At 70.1% G+C, this 16,181-nt stretch carries 15 protein-coding genes; all 15 read right to left on the bottom strand.

Translation table 11 applies throughout. The features are described 5' to 3' along the window. Positions 1 to 5 precede the first annotated feature (5 nt). The gene (locus IS481_RS02920; RefSeq protein ID WP_104357128.1) at positions 6 to 980 is read right to left on the bottom strand and encodes an NADPH:quinone oxidoreductase family protein; all 975 of its coding nucleotides are present in this window, start codon (positions 978 to 980) and stop codon (positions 6 to 8) included. Next, entirely contained in the window at positions 977 to 2,188 is a 1,212-nt protein-coding gene (locus IS481_RS02915; protein ID WP_104357127.1) for an acyl-CoA dehydrogenase family protein, read from the bottom strand. The genes IS481_RS02920 and IS481_RS02915 overlap by 4 nt, the downstream gene beginning before the upstream one ends. Positions 2,189 to 2,199: 11 nt before the next feature. Then, positions 2,200 to 2,967 carry an SDR family oxidoreductase gene (locus IS481_RS02910; protein WP_104357126.1) on the bottom strand — a complete coding sequence of 256 codons (768 nt, stop codon included), beginning with the start codon at positions 2,965 to 2,967 and terminating at the stop codon, positions 2,200 to 2,202. A 101-nt stretch (positions 2,968 to 3,068) separates the two neighbouring features. Continuing rightward, positions 3,069 to 4,670 carry an AMP-binding protein gene (locus tag IS481_RS02905; protein WP_165908651.1) on the bottom strand — a complete coding sequence of 534 codons (1,602 nt, stop codon included), beginning with the start codon at positions 4,668 to 4,670 and terminating at the stop codon, positions 3,069 to 3,071. Between the two features lie 181 nt (positions 4,671 to 4,851). Beyond that, entirely contained in the window at positions 4,852 to 5,238 is a 387-nt protein-coding gene (locus IS481_RS02900) for a DUF6285 domain-containing protein (RefSeq protein ID WP_104357124.1), read from the bottom strand. Beyond that, positions 5,231 to 6,232 carry a phosphotransferase family protein gene (locus IS481_RS02895; protein ID WP_104357123.1) on the bottom strand — a complete coding sequence of 334 codons (1,002 nt, stop codon included), beginning with the start codon at positions 6,230 to 6,232 and terminating at the stop codon, positions 5,231 to 5,233. Before IS481_RS02895 ends, IS481_RS02900 begins: the two co-directional genes overlap by 8 nt. Further along, complete coding sequence (locus tag IS481_RS02890) at positions 6,229 to 7,089, bottom strand: HTD2 family dehydratase (protein WP_104357122.1); 861 nt, start codon at positions 7,087 to 7,089, stop codon at positions 6,229 to 6,231. The genes IS481_RS02895 and IS481_RS02890 overlap by 4 nt, the downstream gene beginning before the upstream one ends. Beyond that, positions 7,086 to 7,910: an SDR family NAD(P)-dependent oxidoreductase gene (locus IS481_RS02885; RefSeq protein ID WP_104357121.1), complete on the bottom strand. Its 825-nt coding sequence runs from the start codon at positions 7,908 to 7,910 to the stop codon at positions 7,086 to 7,088. Before IS481_RS02885 ends, IS481_RS02890 begins: the two co-directional genes overlap by 4 nt. Before the next feature lies 1 nt (position 7,911). After that, positions 7,912 to 8,682 (bottom strand): glucose 1-dehydrogenase, encoded by a 771-nt coding sequence (locus tag IS481_RS02880; protein ID WP_104357120.1) that lies wholly within the window; start codon positions 8,680 to 8,682, stop codon positions 7,912 to 7,914. After that, a complete protein-coding gene (locus IS481_RS02875) occupies positions 8,679 to 9,986 on the bottom strand; it encodes a hypothetical protein (protein ID WP_104357119.1) in 1,308 nt (435 codons plus the stop codon). Before IS481_RS02875 ends, IS481_RS02880 begins: the two co-directional genes overlap by 4 nt. A 59-nt stretch (positions 9,987 to 10,045) precedes the next feature. Beyond that, entirely contained in the window at positions 10,046 to 11,194 is a 1,149-nt protein-coding gene (locus IS481_RS02870) for a C4-dicarboxylate TRAP transporter substrate-binding protein (RefSeq protein ID WP_104357251.1), read from the bottom strand. A 106-nt stretch (positions 11,195 to 11,300) separates the two neighbouring features. Further along, on the bottom strand, positions 11,301 to 12,458 hold the full coding sequence (locus IS481_RS02865) for a C4-dicarboxylate TRAP transporter substrate-binding protein (protein WP_198425451.1): 1,158 nt from the start codon (positions 12,456 to 12,458) through the stop codon (positions 11,301 to 11,303). Between the two features lie 49 nt (positions 12,459 to 12,507). Then, positions 12,508 to 13,821, bottom strand: coding sequence for a TRAP transporter large permease (locus IS481_RS02860; RefSeq protein ID WP_104357118.1), 1,314 nt, complete (start codon positions 13,819 to 13,821; stop codon positions 12,508 to 12,510). 11 nt (positions 13,822 to 13,832) lie between these two features. Next, positions 13,833 to 14,381, bottom strand: coding sequence for a TRAP transporter small permease (locus tag IS481_RS02855; RefSeq protein WP_198425450.1), 549 nt, complete (start codon positions 14,379 to 14,381; stop codon positions 13,833 to 13,835). Continuing rightward, the gene (locus tag IS481_RS02850) at positions 14,378 to 15,931 is read right to left on the bottom strand and encodes an acyl-CoA synthetase (RefSeq protein WP_104357117.1); all 1,554 of its coding nucleotides are present in this window, start codon (positions 15,929 to 15,931) and stop codon (positions 14,378 to 14,380) included. The genes IS481_RS02855 and IS481_RS02850 overlap by 4 nt, the downstream gene beginning before the upstream one ends. Between the last annotated feature and the right edge of the window lie 250 nt (positions 15,932 to 16,181).

The raw sequence follows: 16,181 nt of genomic DNA, 5'->3' as shown, positions 1-16,181 counted from the left end.
ACAGCTCAGGGCACCAGCACCATCTTGCCGGTGACGCGGCGCTGCGCGACGTCCTCCAGCGCCTGCGCCGCCTGCGCCAGCGAGTAGCGCTTCGAGACGTAGGGCCGCACCTTGCCGCAGCGGAACCACTCCACCAGCTCGCGCGTCAGGGCCGCGGCACGCTGCGGCTCGGCGCGCAGGAAGCCGCCCCACCACACGCCGACGATGGCGCAGCCCTTGAGCAGCGTGAGGTTGAGCGCGATCTTCGGGATCTCGCCCGCGGTGAAGCCGATCACCAGGAAGCGCCCGTTCCAGGCCATGCTGCGCAGCGCCGGCTCGCTGTAGGGGCCGCCGACCGGGTCGTAGATCACGTCCACGCCGCGGCCGCCGGTGAGCTCCTTCAGGCGCTGGCGCAGGTCCTCGTGGCTGTAGTTGATGACCTCGTCGGCGCCGTGCTCGCGGCACAGCGCAAGCTTCTCGTCGCTGGAGGCCGCCGCGATCACGCGCGCGCCCAGCAGCTTGCCCAGTTCGACCGCCGACAGCCCGGTGCCGCCGGCCGCGCCCAGCACCAGCAGCGTCTCGCCCGGCCGGATCGCGGCGCGCTCCTGCAGCGCGTAGTGGGTGGTGCCGTAGGCGATCAGGAACGCGGCCGCGTCCTCGAAGCCGATGCCTTCGGGCAGCGGGAACACGTCGGCCTGCGGCGCCAGCACCTTCTCGGCATAGCCGCCGTAGCCGGGGATCGCGACCACGCGGTCGCCGGGACGCAAGCCCTGCACGCCCTCGCCCACCGCGGCCACCGTGCCGGCCACCTCGGCGCCCGGCGAGAACGGCAGCGCCGGCTTGAGCTGGTATTTGTTCTCGATGATCAGCGTGTCCGGGAAGTTCACCCCCGCGGCACGCACGTCGATCAGCACCTGGCCCGGCCCGGGCTGCGGGTCGGGCACTTCCTCGAACACCAGCGTGCCGGGTGGCCCGTACTGCCTGCACAGCACCGCCTTCATCGCTGCCCCCCGCGCTGCTGCAGCACCTGCTTGGCCAGCGCCGCCAGGTGCACCTGGTCCGGCCCGTCGCCGATGCGGATGTAGCGGGCGTAGACGTAGGCCTTGGCGAGGAAGGTGTCCTGCGACACGCCCTTGCCGCCGTGCACCTGGATGGCCCGGTCGATCACGCGCGCGGCCATGCTCGGCACGACGATCTTCGCCGCGGCGATCAGGTCGCGCGCGGCCTTGTTGCCCTCGCGGTCCATCTTGTCGGCTGCCTTGAGCGTCAGCAGGCGCGCCTGCTCGATCTCGCAATACGATCGGGCGATGTCCTCGCGCACGGTGCCGTGCTCGGACAGCTTGCGCCCGAACGCGGTGCGCGACTCGGCGCGCTCGCACATCAGCTCCAGCGCGCGCTGCGCGGCGCCGATCAGGCGCATGCAGTGGTGGATGCGGCCCGGGCCGAGGCGGCCCTGCGCGATCTCGAAGCCTCGCCCTTCGCCGAGCAGGATGTTGGAGGCCGGCACGCGCACGTCCTCGTAGACGATCTCCGGGTGACCGAGCGGGGCATCGTCGTAGCCGAAGGCGGTGATGTCGCGCACGATCTTCACCCCCGGGGTGTCCTTCGGCACCAGGATCATCGACTGCTGCTTGTGCTTGTCGGGGTGGTGCGGGTCGGTCTTGCCCATCACGATGAGCAGCTTGCAGCGCTCGTTGAGCGCGCCCGAGGTGAACCACTTGCGGCCGTTGATGACGTACTCGTCGCCGTCGCGCCGGATCTCGCACTGGATGTTGGTCGCGTCGCTGGAGGCGACCTCCGGCTCGGTCATCGAGAACGCCGAGCGGATCTCGCCGGCCAGCAGCGGCTCCAGCCACTGCTTCTTCTGCTCGGGCGAGCCGTAGAGCTCCAGGATCTCCATGTTGCCGGTGTCCGGCGCCGAGCAGTTGAACACCTCGGACGCCCATTCGACCCGGCCCATGACCTCGGCCAGCGGCGCGTACTCCAGGTTGGTCAGGCCGCCGCCGTGCGGCCCGGGCAGGAACAGGTTCCACAGGCCGGCGGCGCGCGCCTTGGGCTTGAGCTCCTCGAGCAGCGGCACGGTGGCGTAGCGGTCGCCGGAGAACACCTGCTCGTAGTAGGTGCGCTCGGCGGGGTAGATGTGCTCCTCCATGAAGCGCTCGAGGCGCTCCTGCAGGGCGAGGACTTTCGGGCTGTGCTGGAAATCCATGGTCGGGCTCCTCAACGGTTCTGGTAACGCCGCATGCCACGCAGCCAACGGTCGTAATCGCCCGTCTTGCGACGGATGTACTCGAGCACCTCGAGGTGCGTGAGGATCAGGAAGCGTTCCTCGTCGAGGCCGGCGGCGATCGCGTCGGCGGCGTCCTCGGGCGCCACGGCGCCCTGCAGCAGCGTCTGCTGGTCGACCTCGCCGACCGAGTTCAGCAGCATGTTGGTGCGCACGCCCATCGGGCAGAAGCAGCTGACCTTGATGCCGCGGTTGCCGTAGGTGATCGACAGCCACTCGGCGAACGCCACCGCGCCGTGCTTGGTGACCGCGTACGAGGCGTCCGAGATCGACAGCAGCCCGGCCGCCGAGGCGGTCTGCAGCAGGTAGCCTTCGCCGCGCTCGAGCATGTGCGGCACCACCGCGCGCGCCGCGTAGACGTGCGCCATCAGGTTTACCGACCAGGCCAGCTCCCACTCGGCGTCGGTGGTCTCCAGCCCCTTGCTGATCGACACCCCCGCGTTCGAGGCGAACAGGTCGATGCACCCGTGCCGCGCGATGGTGTCCTGCACCAGTGCGGCGACCTGGTCCTCGCGCGAGACGTCGACCTGCACGCCGGTGGCGACGGGGCCGATCTCCCCGGCCACCCGACGCGCGGCATCGCCGTCCAGGTCCGCGAGCACCAGCGCGCGTGCGCCGTCGCGCGCGAAGCGCCGCGCCATCGCCGCGCCGATGCCGTTGCCGCCGCCGGTGATGACGGCCACCTTGTCCTTGAGCTTCATGACGACTCCTGTCGGTTGGGCGCCGGCGGCCGCGCAGGCGGCGCGCCGGTGCCGGACGGCCCCGGGGATCCGCTCCGGGGCCGGCGGGAGGGAAACGTCCCTCAGGCAGTGCGTTCGGCCTGGTCCTCGCGGGCGTACATCTCGCGCAGGCGGAACTTCTGCACCTTGCCCGAGGGCGTGAGCGGGAACTGCGGCACCACGCGCACGTACTTCGGGATCTTGTAGCGGGCCATGCGGTCCTTGAGCCGCTCGCGCAGCGACTCGGCGTCGAGCGTGGCGCCGGGCTTGAGGCGCACGTAGGCGCACACCTCCTCGCCGTAGCGGGGGTCAGGCACGCCGATCACGCTGGCGTCGACCACCTCGTCCAGCGTCATCAGCACCTCCTCGATCTCGCGCGGGTAGATGTTCTCGCCGCCGCGGATGATCATGTCCTTGGCGCGCCCGCTGATCCACAGGTAGCCGTTGGCGTCCATGCGACCGAGGTCGCCGGTGCGCAGCCAGCCGTCGTCGCTCAGCGTCTCGCGGGTGGCCTGGTCGTTGCCGAAGTAGCCCTTCATCGTCAGCCAGCCGCGCGTGCGCACCTCGCCTTCCTCGCCGATCGGCACCGGCTTGCCGTCCGGCCCGACCACGTCCACTTCGACCGCCGGCAGCGGCTGGCCGCAGCTGCCCATCTGCAGGTCGTCCGGATCGTTGGGCGAGCTCTGCGTGATGATGGGCGAGGCCTCGGTCAGCCCGTAGGTGATCGTGAAGCGCGCGCCGTAGCGGCGGTTCCAGTGCTTGAGCAGCTCCGGCGGCACGGTCGAGCCGCCGGTGGCGATGCACTCCAGCGACGACAGGTCCAGCCCCTCGCGGTCGGCGGCTTCCTCCACCGCGATCAGCATGGTCGGCACGCCCGAGAAGCCGTTGGCGCGCTCGCCGGCAATGGTGCGCGCGACCCGGTCGGCCTCGAAGGTGACGATCGGGTAGTGCGTGCTGCAGGTGGCCACGGCGCCCAGCGTCGCGATCACGCAGCCGCCGCAATGGAACAGCGGCATCGGGTTCACGTAGCGGCTGCCCTCGCGCAGCGCCGCGCGGCGCGCGAACAGGCGCCCGTCGTTGACCACGCCGCGGTGGCGCAGCACCGCGCCCTTCGGGAAGCCGGTGGTGCCGGAGGTGAACTGGATCTGCACCGTGTCGTCGGGCGTAACGGCCTCGCGCCGGGCCTGCAGCGTCGCGTCGTCGACGCCGGCGCCGCGCGCCAGCCAGTCGTCCCAGCCCAGGCCCTTGTCGTCCGGCGCCTGGCCGATCGCCACGCGCAGTCGCAGCGTCGGGATGTCGCGCGCGGCCTCGTCCAGCATGTCCCACAGCGAGCTGCCGCGGTTCTCCGGCTGCAGGAAGCAGGCGCTCGCGCCGGCAGTGCGCAGCACGTAGGCCACCTCATGGGTGCGCAACAGCGGGTTGATCGGCACCAGCACCACGCCGCAGTAGGCCGCGCCGAACTCCAGCAGCAGCCACTCGGGCACGTTGGTGGCCCACACCGCGACGCGCTCGCCGTGCCCGATGCCGGCGGCGATCAGCGCACGCGCCACCTGCAGGCTGCGCGCGCGGAACTCCTCGTAGGTCCAGCGCACCGACAGGCCGCGGTCCTCGTACGCGCAATAGACCAGCGCCTCGCGCTGCGGGCCGCGCTCGACCGCCTCGTCGAGCAGCTGGCCGACCGTCATGTCCCGCACGAGGGCATGTTCCTCGGCGGGGGGGACCCAGTGTGAAACTCCGTTCACGACAGGCATGTTGTCTCCTTCTTCTCTTCCTCTTTCGGTGGGTGGGAACCGGTGGCAGGCGCATCGCCGCCCTCCCCACGACCGCACTGTCCCATGAATGCGTCTTCCGTGCCGGCCGCGGGCCTCAGCCCGGCGGCGAGGTGCCGCCCTGCAGGCGCCGGAAGGTCGCGTAGCCCGGCTGGTCGACCGCCAGCTTGTCCAGCACCGTGGCCGTCAGGTGCTGCATCAGCGCCTCGTGCTGCGGCGTGTAGGTGCCGTCGGCGATGCGCGCGCACAGCTCCTCGTTGAGGCGCTCCAGGTCGCCGTCGTGGCCCAGCAGCGCGGCCAGGCGCGCCTGCTCGCGCGCGTCGGCGGCCGGGCCCAGCTCGAGCTCGCGGCGCACGATCTCGAGCACCGAGACCGCGACGCGCATGTGGAAGGCCGTCAGCCCGTCCAGGCGCGGCAGCGCGTCGTCGCGCAGGAAATCGGCCACCGCCTGGATCAGCTCGGCGGCCCGGGGTTGTTCACGCATGGCGGCAGTCCTCCTGCAGCAGCACCAGCAGGTCGATCTCGGCTTCGGAGGCACGCCGGCCCACCGCGGCACGCTCGACGGTGCGCACGTCGCCGCTCTGGTAGGACTCGGCCATGCCCTCGCAGATCACGCCCCACTTGAGCGTGCCGAACACCTCCCAGAAACGCACGCGCTGCGGGTCGACCGTCCCGCCCGCGGCCTCGTAGCCGGCGAACAGCTGCTCGCGCGTGCCGAAGCCGCCGACCGGCAGCTCGCGCCCGTAGCGCCACGAGTTCACGCACATCCAGCCGAGGTCTTCCATCGGGTCGCCGAAGTGCGCGATCTCCCAGTCCAGGATCGCGCGCAGGCCCTGCTCGTCGACCAGGATGTTCCCGTTGCGGAAGTCGCCGTGCACCAGCGCATCGGCCACCGGCGTCTCGGGCAGGTGGCGCTCCAGCCACTGGAACGCCAGCTCGAACACCGGGCGCGGCGTGCCGACCGTGGCGTGGCGCCGGCGGTAGTAGGCCACCTCCTCGCGCGCCTGCCCGCGGCGCAGCGCGGGCAGCCGGTCCAGCGCGACGCGGTGGAAGCGCGCCAGCGCCTGTCCGCACTGGAACGCGAGCTGCTCGCGCGCCTGCGCGTAGCGCTCGTCGCGCAGGATGCGGCGCGAGTTCGCCTCGCCTGCCACCCGCTCCATCACGTAGCCGCGCCCGATGCCGTCGTCCTCGCGCAGCACCGACAGCACGTAGGGCACCGGCACGTCGTGGGCGCGCACCTCCTGCAGCAACGCGGCCTCGTTCTCCAGCCCGATGGCCTCGGCCGGCAGGCGCGATCCCGGCGGCGAGCGGCGCAGGATCAACGGCACGCGCGCCTCGCCCGTCACCGCGTCGAAGGCCCAGGTCTCCTGGCTGGCGCCACCCGGCAGCGCGCGCAGGCCGGCGATCTCGCGCGCGTCGGGCAGGCCCCGGCGCACCGCGGCCAGCAGCCCTTGCGCGATCTGCTCCAGGTCGGTCATGCGCGCGCCTCCGCCGCGGGGTCGCTGGTGATGGCGCACTCCATCGCGACCCCGCCGCCGCTGGAGCGCGTCCACAGCCGGCAGGTGTCGCCCTGCAGCGGCTCGGCCTCGACCACCACCGGCGTGCCGAGGAACAGCGGAGCTCGGGCGCGGAACTCGGCGCGGCGCACCGTGCGGTCCGGGTGCCAGGCACGGAAGGTCTCGGCCAGCAGCGTGGCCTGCAGCGGCCCGTGCACCACCAGCCCCGGGTAGCCGCCGGCCTGGGTCGCGTACGGCAGGTCGTAGTGGATGCGGTGCGGGTTGAAGGTCAGCGCCGAGTAGCGGAACAGCACCACCTCGTTCACCAGCCACTCGCGCCGGCGGGCGGCTGCAGGCGCCGGCGTCTCGCGGGTGCTGCCGTTGGCCGCCCCGAGGAACACCAGGTTGACGCGCTCGACCAGCGCCAGCGCGCCTTCCTGCGCATAGCGGTGCTCGGTGGTGACGAACACCATGGTGCCGCGGCGGCCCTGCTTGACCGACAGGTCGGCCAGCGTCGACTCGCGCTGCGTCGCCACGCCGGTGCGCAGCGGCCGGCGGGATTCGAGCGAGGCGCCCGCCCACATCACCTGCTCCAGCGGCACCGGCGGCAGCAGGGCCTGCTCGCGCGGGGCGCCGTCGTCGCCGAGCCGGTCGGTGGGCGTGAGGTCGGGGAAATGCAGCCAGTGCCACGGCAGCGGCAGGTGCCCTCGGGGATGCAGCGCCTCCGGCAGGCTGAGGGTGGCGGCCAGGCATTGCGCCGGCACCGGGCTCAGCACCTCCTCGGCGCGCTCGCTGCGGCCGATCCAGGTGAGCAGGGAAGCCAGGTCGATGTCACTCATGCGGTTCGGTGTTGTCCTTGGGCGAGCGCGAGCCGCTCGGCAACCTCGCGCGTGCTGCCCAGCACGGCGGGGCACAGGCGCGAGCCACCGTCGATGTCGATCTCGGCCCCGTTGAGGTAAGCCGCCTCGTCGGAGCACAGGAACGCCACCAGTGCGGCGACTTCCTCGGTGCGGCCGGGGCGGCGCGCCGGCGTCGTGCTCATCGCGTAGTCGAAGACGGGCGGCGGCAGCTTCTCGACGGTCGGGGTGGCGATCAGGCCGGGCAGGATGGCGTTGCAGGTGATGCCCTGTGCGGCGTACTCCAGCGTCACGTTGCGCGTCAGCCCCAGCAGGCCCGACTTGGACGCCGAGTAGCCCGCCTGCCGGAACAGCCCGCCGCGTGCCGCGGCCGACGAGATGTTCACGATGCGCCCCCAGCGGCGCGCCACCATGTCCGGCAGCACGGCCCGGATCAGGTGGAACGGCCCGGTCAGGTTGACCGCCAGCTCGCGCGCCCAGTCCTCGTCGCCCATGCGCTCCAGTGGCGCGATCACCGCGGTGAGCCCGGCGTTGTTGACCAGGCAGTCGACCGGCCCGAGCGCTGCGCGGGCCGCCTCGACCGCCGCGCGCACCTGCTGCGCGTCGGCGACATCGGCGCAGTGCGTGGACACCGGCGTGCCGCCACGGCGCAGCGCCTCGGCCAGCTCGCCCATCGCGTCGTCGTGCAGGTCCAGCAGCACCAGCGCCGCGCCCTCGGCGGCCAGCCGCTGCGCGATGCTGCGGCCGATGCCGCCGCCCGCCCCGGTCACCAGGGCGACCTTGCCTTGCAGGCGCGCGCCCATGTCACATCAGCCCGATGGTCATGCCACCGTCGACGACCAGGTTGGCCCCGGTCACGTAGGCACCGGCGTCGGAGCACAGGTAGGTCACGGCGTAGCCGATCTCCTCCACCTTGCCGAAGCGGCCGAGCACGGTCTTGTCCAGGATCTTGCGGCGCGCCTTCTCGTCGAAGGCGTCGGCCAGCTTGGTCGGGAACACGCCGGGCAGGATGGTGTTGGCGCGGATGCCCTCGTGGCCGTACTCGTACGCGAACGAACGGCTCATGCCGATCAGCGCGGTCTTGAGCGTGGAGTACAGGCTCAGCATGCGGTCCGGGTGCAGCGCCGCGACCGAGGCGATGTTGACGATACTGCCGCCACCGTGGGTCTTCATCAGCTTGGCCGCCTCGGCCGACATGAACCAGTACCCGCGCAGCGACACCTCCACGGTCTTGTCGAACAGGCCGACGTCGGTGTCCTCGATGGTGCGCCAGGGGCTCAGCACCGCGTTGTTGACCAGGATGTCCAGCCGCCCGTAGCGCTCGCGGATGTACGCGTACATGGCCGCGATGTCGTCCATGCGGCCGATGTGGCAGGCCTTGCCGTCGGCCTTGAGGCCCTGCTCGCGGAAGGCCGTGGCGACCGCGTCGCATTGGTCCTGCTTGCGGCTGCTGATGATCACCTGGGCACCCTGCTCGGCCAGCACGCGCGCGGTGCCCTCGCCGATGCCCATGGTGGAGCCGGTGACGAGCGCGACCTTGCCGCTCAGGTCGAAGGGATTCTTTTTCTGGGTCATGACGTACCTTCCGGGGATGGGGTCGGGGACAGGCCGACCTGCGCCGGCAGCGCGGGATCACAGCGCCGGGCGGCGGCCTTCTTGTAGGAAAACTGGCGGCACGGCTGCCCGGGCTGCATCTGGGCATGGCCGTCGATCACGAAGAACAGCGGGCCGCCCTTGAACTGCGCGCGGTTGGAGGCCGCGCAATGCGTGCAGTAGGTCGGCGCGTCATGCCGCTGGAAGTTGATCGGGTGCGGCTGCGGCATCTTCTGCGACAGCGGCTCGCCGTAATGGAACATGTCGCGCCAGACCTGGCCGCGCAGCAGCCGCCCGCCGCTGCCGCAGGGATCGAGCACGAACACGAAGCGGTCGTCCTCTTCCTGGATCTTGAAGTCGGCGCAGTGGTAGTTCCAGGTGCGCGCGATCTCGCGCACCAGCTCGTCGTCGCTCATCGCGTCGTAGCGCGGGAAGCCGGCGACGAAGGCGGGCTCGTAGGTCTGCGCCAGCAGCTCGTCCAGGTAGTCCGGACCACCCAGCTCCAGCGCGACGTTGTAGAAGTACTCGAGGCACACGATGCCGAAGTCGTGCCACGGCATCCAGTCCTTGCGCTGGCCGTCGAGCAATGCGGCGACCTGCTCGAGGTCGCCGGCCTCGAGCGCGGCCTCGGCGCGCTGCAGCCGGGTGCGCGCCGCCTCGTCCAGCTCCCCGGGCTCGAACAGGCGCGTGCCGGGCTGCTGCTTGCGAAAGCGCATGCGGCAGGTGCCGTCCGGGCCCTTCTCGGTGGTCCAGGCCGGGTAGCCGACCTGCTCGTTCAGGCCGTCCTGGTAGGCCTTGCACAGCTGGCAGTAGCTCGGCACGCCGTCGCTCCAGCCGGCGTACCACCTCGGGTGCTTGGCCGTCACGCCCTGGCGTTCCAGCCGTCCGCCGCTGCCGCAGGGCAACAGGTCGACCACCACCTCGTCGTCGGTTTCCGACGGCTGGAGCTGCGCGCCGACCTGGTGCTTGTAGACCTCGATCACCGCGGTGATCGCACCCTTCTCGTCGCCGGCCTGCAGGTCGCGCGCCCAGGTGCGCATCAGCTGGCGGCCGATGCGGCGCAGCGCCTCGCGCGTGCGCTCCTCGCCGAAGTCCTGCCGCAGCTTGCCCACCTTGCGCGCCAGCGTGTGGCCCGACAGGGCATCCAGCCCCGCCGGCCCCTGTGCCATCTCGCGCATCAGCGCGCGCACGCGCGGGATGTCGCCCGCCGCCAGCGCGTCCAGGGCGTGCGATTCGAACGGACGCGCCATCTCCTTCAGCTGCGCGTCGGTGTACTGCCGTGCCATGCCTGACCTCCGGTCGGTGGCCCCGGGGTGCGGCAGGCCGCGCCCCGGGGCGGACGTGCTCACTGGCCGAGCTTCTCGACGTCGACCTTGGAATAGATCTCCTTCCAGTAGAGGTCCCCCAGCTCGTCGACGCTCTTGACCGGCTGCACCAGCTTGACCCACTTCTCGAGGATCGGGCGGAACGTGGCGATCATCTCGCGGCCGCGCTTGACGCCGTGCTTCTCGGCGAAGTACTTGGCGATGGTCTCCATGTCCTGCTCGATGAAGGCCTGGGTCTTCTTGAGCAGCTCGGGGTCGGCGGTGTGCATGCGCACGCCGCGCTTCTTGGCCGCCTCGATCGCCTCGGCTTCCTTCTCCTGGTAGATCCAGGGCGTGTAGGCTCCGCCCTCGGCCGAGGCACGCAGGAACGCGCGGCGGTCCTGTGCGCTCAGGCTGCGCCAGGCGTTGACGTTCATGTTGAAGCCGGCGGTGGTGTAGAGGCCGCCCGGCACGTCCATGTTGATGTCCTTGACGACGTCTTCCAGGCCGAAGTTGTGGATCTCCGGCGTGGACAGCAGCGCGCAGTCGACCACGCCCTGCGACAGCGCCTCGCGCATCTCGTTGGCGCTCATCGTGATCGGCGTGGCGCCGACCGTCGTGGCCCAGCGCGACCAGTTGGCCGCCCCCGAGCGCACCCGCTTGCCCTTGAGGTCGTCCAGCGACTTGACCGGCTTGGTGCAGATCAGGCCGTAGGTGGAGCCCCCGATGTGGCCGGTGTAGACCTGGTTCTGCCTGGCGAACTCCTGGTGGCACTCGGGGCAGTTGAAGAAGATGAACTCGGTGATCGCGCCGACGAACGCCGACGCCTCCTTGCCGCGCGCCTCCTCGCCCATCAGGCGCAGCATCATCGACGCCTCGCTGATCAGGTTGGTGTGCGGGTACTCGGCCGGGAAGTAAGGTGTCAGCAGGAAGCCGATGTCGGCGATGCCGTCGCGCACGCCGGCCGAGGTCTCGGCCATGTTGAGCAGCGTCATCGGGAACACGCGCACCGTGTGGCGACCCTCGGTGTACTTCTTCACGCGCTCGGCGTAGCGCTGCCCCATGTCCACGTTGTACGAGCCGGGCGGCTGCCCGATCGCGTACTTGAACTGCTTCGCCACGGCCGCGCCGCTGGCGGCAGCCAGGCCCAACACGGCAGCCAGCGCCACCACCCGGGAAAAGCGTTGCATCGACTTCATCCGTCTCCTCCGTCGATTTGCGTTGCCATCACGCCGTCACCGCACCATGCGGCGACGGCCTCCTGCCTTTCCGGGCGGCGCGGTGCCGCCCGCGGCCTCACATGCCGTGCCTGGTCACGTCCACCTTGGAATAGATCTCGTTCCAGTACAGGGCGCCCAGGTCGTCCTGGGTCTTCACGTTCTGGACCAGCTTGACCCACTTCTCGAGGATGGGCCGGAACGTCCTGATCATTTCCTCGCCGCGCTTGACGCTGTGCTTGTCGGCGAAGTACTTCGCGATGGTGTTCATGTCCTGCTCGATGAACTCCTGCGTCTTCTTCACGAGCGCAGCGTCGGCCTCGTGCAGGCGCACGCCCTTCTTCTTCGCCTCTTCGAGGATGGCCTGCTCCTTCTGCTGGTAGATCCACGGCGTGTAGGCGCCGCCTTCGGCCGCGGCGCGCAGGAAGGCGCGGCGGTCCTCGACGCTCAGCGAGCGCCAGACCTTGACGTTCATGTTGAAGGCCGCGGTGCTGAACACGCCGCCGGGCACCGCCATCGTGATGTCGGAGATCGTGTCCATCAGGCCGAAGTTGTGGATCTCCGGGGCCGACAGGATGATGCAGTCGACCACGCCCTGCGACAGCGCTTCGCGCATCTCGTTGGCGCTCATCGTGATCGGGCTGGCGCCCACCGCAGTGGCCCAGCGCGACCAGTTGGCCGCCCCGGCGCGCAGCCGCTTGCCCTTGAGCTCCTCGATCGAGCGCACCGGCTTGTTGCACACCAGGCCGTAGGACGAGCCGCCGATGTGCCCGGTGTAGACCTGGTTCTGCCTGGCGAACTCCTGGTGGCACTCGGGGCAGTTGAAGAAGGTGAACTCGGTCAGCGCCCCGACGAAGGCCAGCGCCTCCTTGCCCTGCACCTCGTTGCCCAGCAGGCGCAGCATCATCGACGCTTCGTTGGGCAGGTTCGAATGCGGGTATTCGGCCGGGAAGTAGGGCGTCAGCAGGAAGCCGATGTCGGCGATGCCGTCGCGCAGGCCCGCCGAGGTCTCGGCCATGTTGAGCAACGTCATCGGGAACACGCGCACCGAGTGGCGGCCGTCGGTGTACTTCTTCACGCGCTTGGCGTAGTCCTCGGCCATCTCGACGTTGTACGAGCCGGGCGGGAAGCCGATCGCGTACTTGAACTGCTTGGCCACCGCCGGGGCGGCGATTGCGGCCGTCGCGCACACCACCGCGGCGGCGATCCAGCGGGACATCGTCTTGGGAAACTGCATCTTGCCTCCTTCGGGTTTCGATCAGGGTGCGGCGCGCGGTCGGCGCCGCTCAGCGGGACATGGCCTCCGGCAGCCAGAGGATGAAGTCGGGATAGGCCAGCATGAAGAACAGGACGAGGAAGTCCATCGCCAGGAACCAGGCGATGCCGCGGAAGATCGCCGCCGTCGACACCAGCTTGCCGACCACGCCCTTGATGACGAACACGTTCATGCCGATGGGCGGCGTCACCATGCCGATCTCGAGCAGCTTGGTGAGGATCACGCCGAACCACACCAGGCTCAGGCCCGAGGCCCCGATGATCGGCAGCACGATGGGCAGGGTCAGCAGCATCGCGCCGATCGGCTCGAGGAACATGCCGAGCAGCACGTAGACCAGCACGATGGACAGCATGATCATCCACTGGCTCGCGTTCTGGTCGATGATCAGCTCGGACACGTACTCGCCCGCGCCCGAGATCGCCAGGAAGCGCACCAGCAGCGTCGCCCCGACCGCGATGATCATCAGCGCGCCGGTGGTCATCAGCGTCTCGAGGATCGCGTCCTTGAACACCTTCCAGGTCATCACGCGGCGGACCATCGCGACGACGCACGACAGGAACGCGCCGATCGCGCCGGCCTCGGTGGCCGTGAAGACACCGGTGAACATGCCGCCGAAGATGCCGATCATGATCAGCACCACCGGCCAGGTCTCCTTCAGCGCGGCGAGCTTCTCGGCCAGCGGCACGCGTTCCTTCACGCTGGGCGCCAGCTCCGGCTTGAGCTTCACGCGGATCAGGATCACCAGGATGTAGCCCAGCGCAGTCAGCAGGCCGGCGGACACGCCGCCCAGGAACAGCTTGGTGACCGGCACCTCGGCGACGATGCCGTACAGGATCATGATGATCGACGGCGGGATCAGCGCGCCGATCGTGCCGGCGATGGCCACCGTGCCGGTGGCGAGTTCCGCGTCGTAGCGGGCGCGCATCATCTCGGGCACCGCGATGCGCCCCATCGCCGCCGAGCACGCCAGCGACGAGCCGCACACGGCCGCAAACCCGGAGCAGCCGAGCACCGCCGCGATCGCCAGCCCGCCCGGGATGCCCGCCAGCCACAGGCGCGCGGCGCGGAACAGCCCCACGGTCAGCTTGGCGTGGTAGCAGACGTAGCCCATCAGCAGGAACATCGGGATCGAGCTGAGCACCCAGCTGGAGGCGAACTGGTACGGCATCACGCCCAGCGCCCCCCAGGCGACGTCCCAGCCCATCAGCACCCACAGGCCGCCGAACGACACGACGATCAGCGAGATGCCGATCGGCACCCGCAGCAGGATGAGCACGACGAGGATGGCCAGGCCGAGGAGGCCGACCTGCACTTCATGTTCCATGGTTCAGCCTCTCAGTCCGCCTCGGCTTCGTTGTCGTCCGGGTTCGCGCGCTCCGTGTCCAGGCCGGTCTCGGCGGACAGCAGGTAGGCCACGAACTTGTGCGCGACGATCAGCAGCATCAGGCCGAAGCCGACCGGCAGGAAGAAGTAGCTCTGCCACAGCGGGATGCTGGTCTCGCCCTGCACCACCGACGCGCCGATGTGCATCTTCGACACCGCCTCGCCCCAGGTGCGCACGGTCAGCAGCCCGAAGGCCACCGCCGAGATCAGGTAGGACCAGCCGGCCAGGTGCTTCTGGATCCACGGCGGGAAACGCTCGGTGAGCACCTCCACCGCGATGTGCGCCCCCTTCTGCTCGGCGAAGGCGAGCGGCACGAAGGCGGCGATCACCATGTAGTAGTACGAGACGATGGAGATCGTGCCCGGCAGCGGGTAGTCGAAGCCGAAGCGCAGCACCACGTCCAGCGTGATGTGCAGCATCATCAGCGCGATCCCGAGCGCACCGAGCACGGTGGCGAAGTCCGTGATGCGCGACAGCAGTCGTCCGATGGCCTGCATCATTGCTTTTCCCCGCCCGCAGACTTCGCGAACCGGTCACGCAGCACGTACTTGAGGACCTTGCCGGTCGGGTTGCGCGGCAGCGCCGGCACGATGTGCATGCGGCGCGGGATCTTGTAGCGCGCGAGCTTCTGGCTGGCGTGCTCCTGCAGCTGCTCCAGCGTCAGCGTCGTGCCCGGCTTGAGCGCCACCACCGCGGTCACCGCCTCGCCCCACTTCTCGTCCGGCTCGCCGATCACGGCCACCTCGGCGATCGATGGATGCTCGTACAGCACGCTCTCGACCTCGGCGGGGTAGACGTTCTCCCCGCCAGTGATCACCATGTCCTTGACCCGGTCGCAGATGTAGTAGAAGCCGTCCTCGTCGAAGTAGCCGACATCGCCGGTGCGCAGCCAGCCGTCTTCCGACAGCGCGTCGCGCGTGGCGTCCGGCCGGTTCCAGTAGCCGCGCGTGACGTTCAGGCCGCGCACGCAGATCTCGCCGCGTGCGTGCGGCTGCGTGATCACCTCGCCGGTCGCGTCGATGACGCGCAGCTGGGTCAGCGGCGGCGGCTTGCCGACCGAGCCCATCTTCTGCCAGCACCACTCTGGCGTCAGGAAGGACGCCATCGCGCAGGTCTCGGTCAGCCCGTAGCCCTGGTTCACCGCGATGCCGCGGCCGTTGTAGAGCTTGAGCAGCGGCTCGGGGCACGGGGCGCCGCCGACCGACACCGAGCGCAGCGTCGACGTGTCGGCCTTCTCGAAGTCCGGGTGCTGGCTGATGAACAGCAGCATGGCCGGCACCGCGAACGCGAGCGTGACCTTGTAGCGGGCGATGTCGGCGATCACCTGGCCCGGGTCGAAGCTCTGGTGCAGGACGACGTGGGCCCCCTTGAGGATGGTGGTCATCGTCAGCACGTTGAGGCCGCCGACGTGGAACAGCGGGGCGTAGGTCAGCAGGGTGTCGGTGCTCAGCACGTCCACCATCAGCATCTCGTTGACCATCGTCGCCCAGATGTTGCCCACCGTCATCATCGAGCCCTTGGGTCGGCCGGTGGTGCCGGAGGTGTAGATCAGGATGGCCACGTCGTCCGGGTCCATCTCGGCGGCCGCGTGCACCGGCGTGGCACGCTCCATCTCGCGCGCGATGTCGGGCCAGGTCTCGCTGTGGCCGCCGAAGCCGAAGAAGCGCTGGCACTTCAGCGCGCCGCGCACCGGCTCGAGCACCGACTGGTGGTCGGGGCCGACGATCAGCGTGTGCACGCCGGCGTCGTTGATGATGAACTCCAGCTCTGCCCCGGTGAGGCGGAAGTTGAGCGGCACGTAGATGGCGCCGAGCTTCGAGGTCGCGAACAGCGCGACCAGGAACATCGAGTGGTTGAACGCCAGGAAGCCCACGCGGTCGCCCTGGCGGACCCCCTGCGCATGCAGCGCGCCGGCCAGCCGGTCGATCTGCTCGACGAGTTCGCGGTAGGTCCAGGTCGTGCCCTGGAAGGTCAGCGCGGGCCGCATCGGCAACAGTTCCGCGCGGGAGTTGATCCACTGTCCGGGTGAGATCGGGGGTCGGATGGCCATCTGTCTGTCTCCTACGGTCCTGTCCCGCTGCGCGAGTCCTGCACTGCGGCGGGATCTCTTGTTGTGAGGCCAGCGTACGGGCCTTGCCCGGAGGTGTCTTGTGTAAACGTGCTATGGCCCGGGCCCGTGCAGGCACGCACGGATGCGGCTCGGGTAAGTCCTGACGGTCCCGTGCGGACGCACGTCACGGCCACGGTGACAGGCCCCGGGTTGCCCCCGATGACCAACAGCAAGGCGCCCGCCGGGGGGC

The sequence above is a fragment of the Caldimonas thermodepolymerans genome, from assembly GCF_015476235.1.
In the GTDB taxonomy this organism is placed as follows: domain Bacteria; phylum Pseudomonadota; class Gammaproteobacteria; order Burkholderiales; family Burkholderiaceae_C; genus Caldimonas; species Caldimonas thermodepolymerans.
This window is presented reverse-complemented; position numbering and strand designations above follow the sequence as displayed.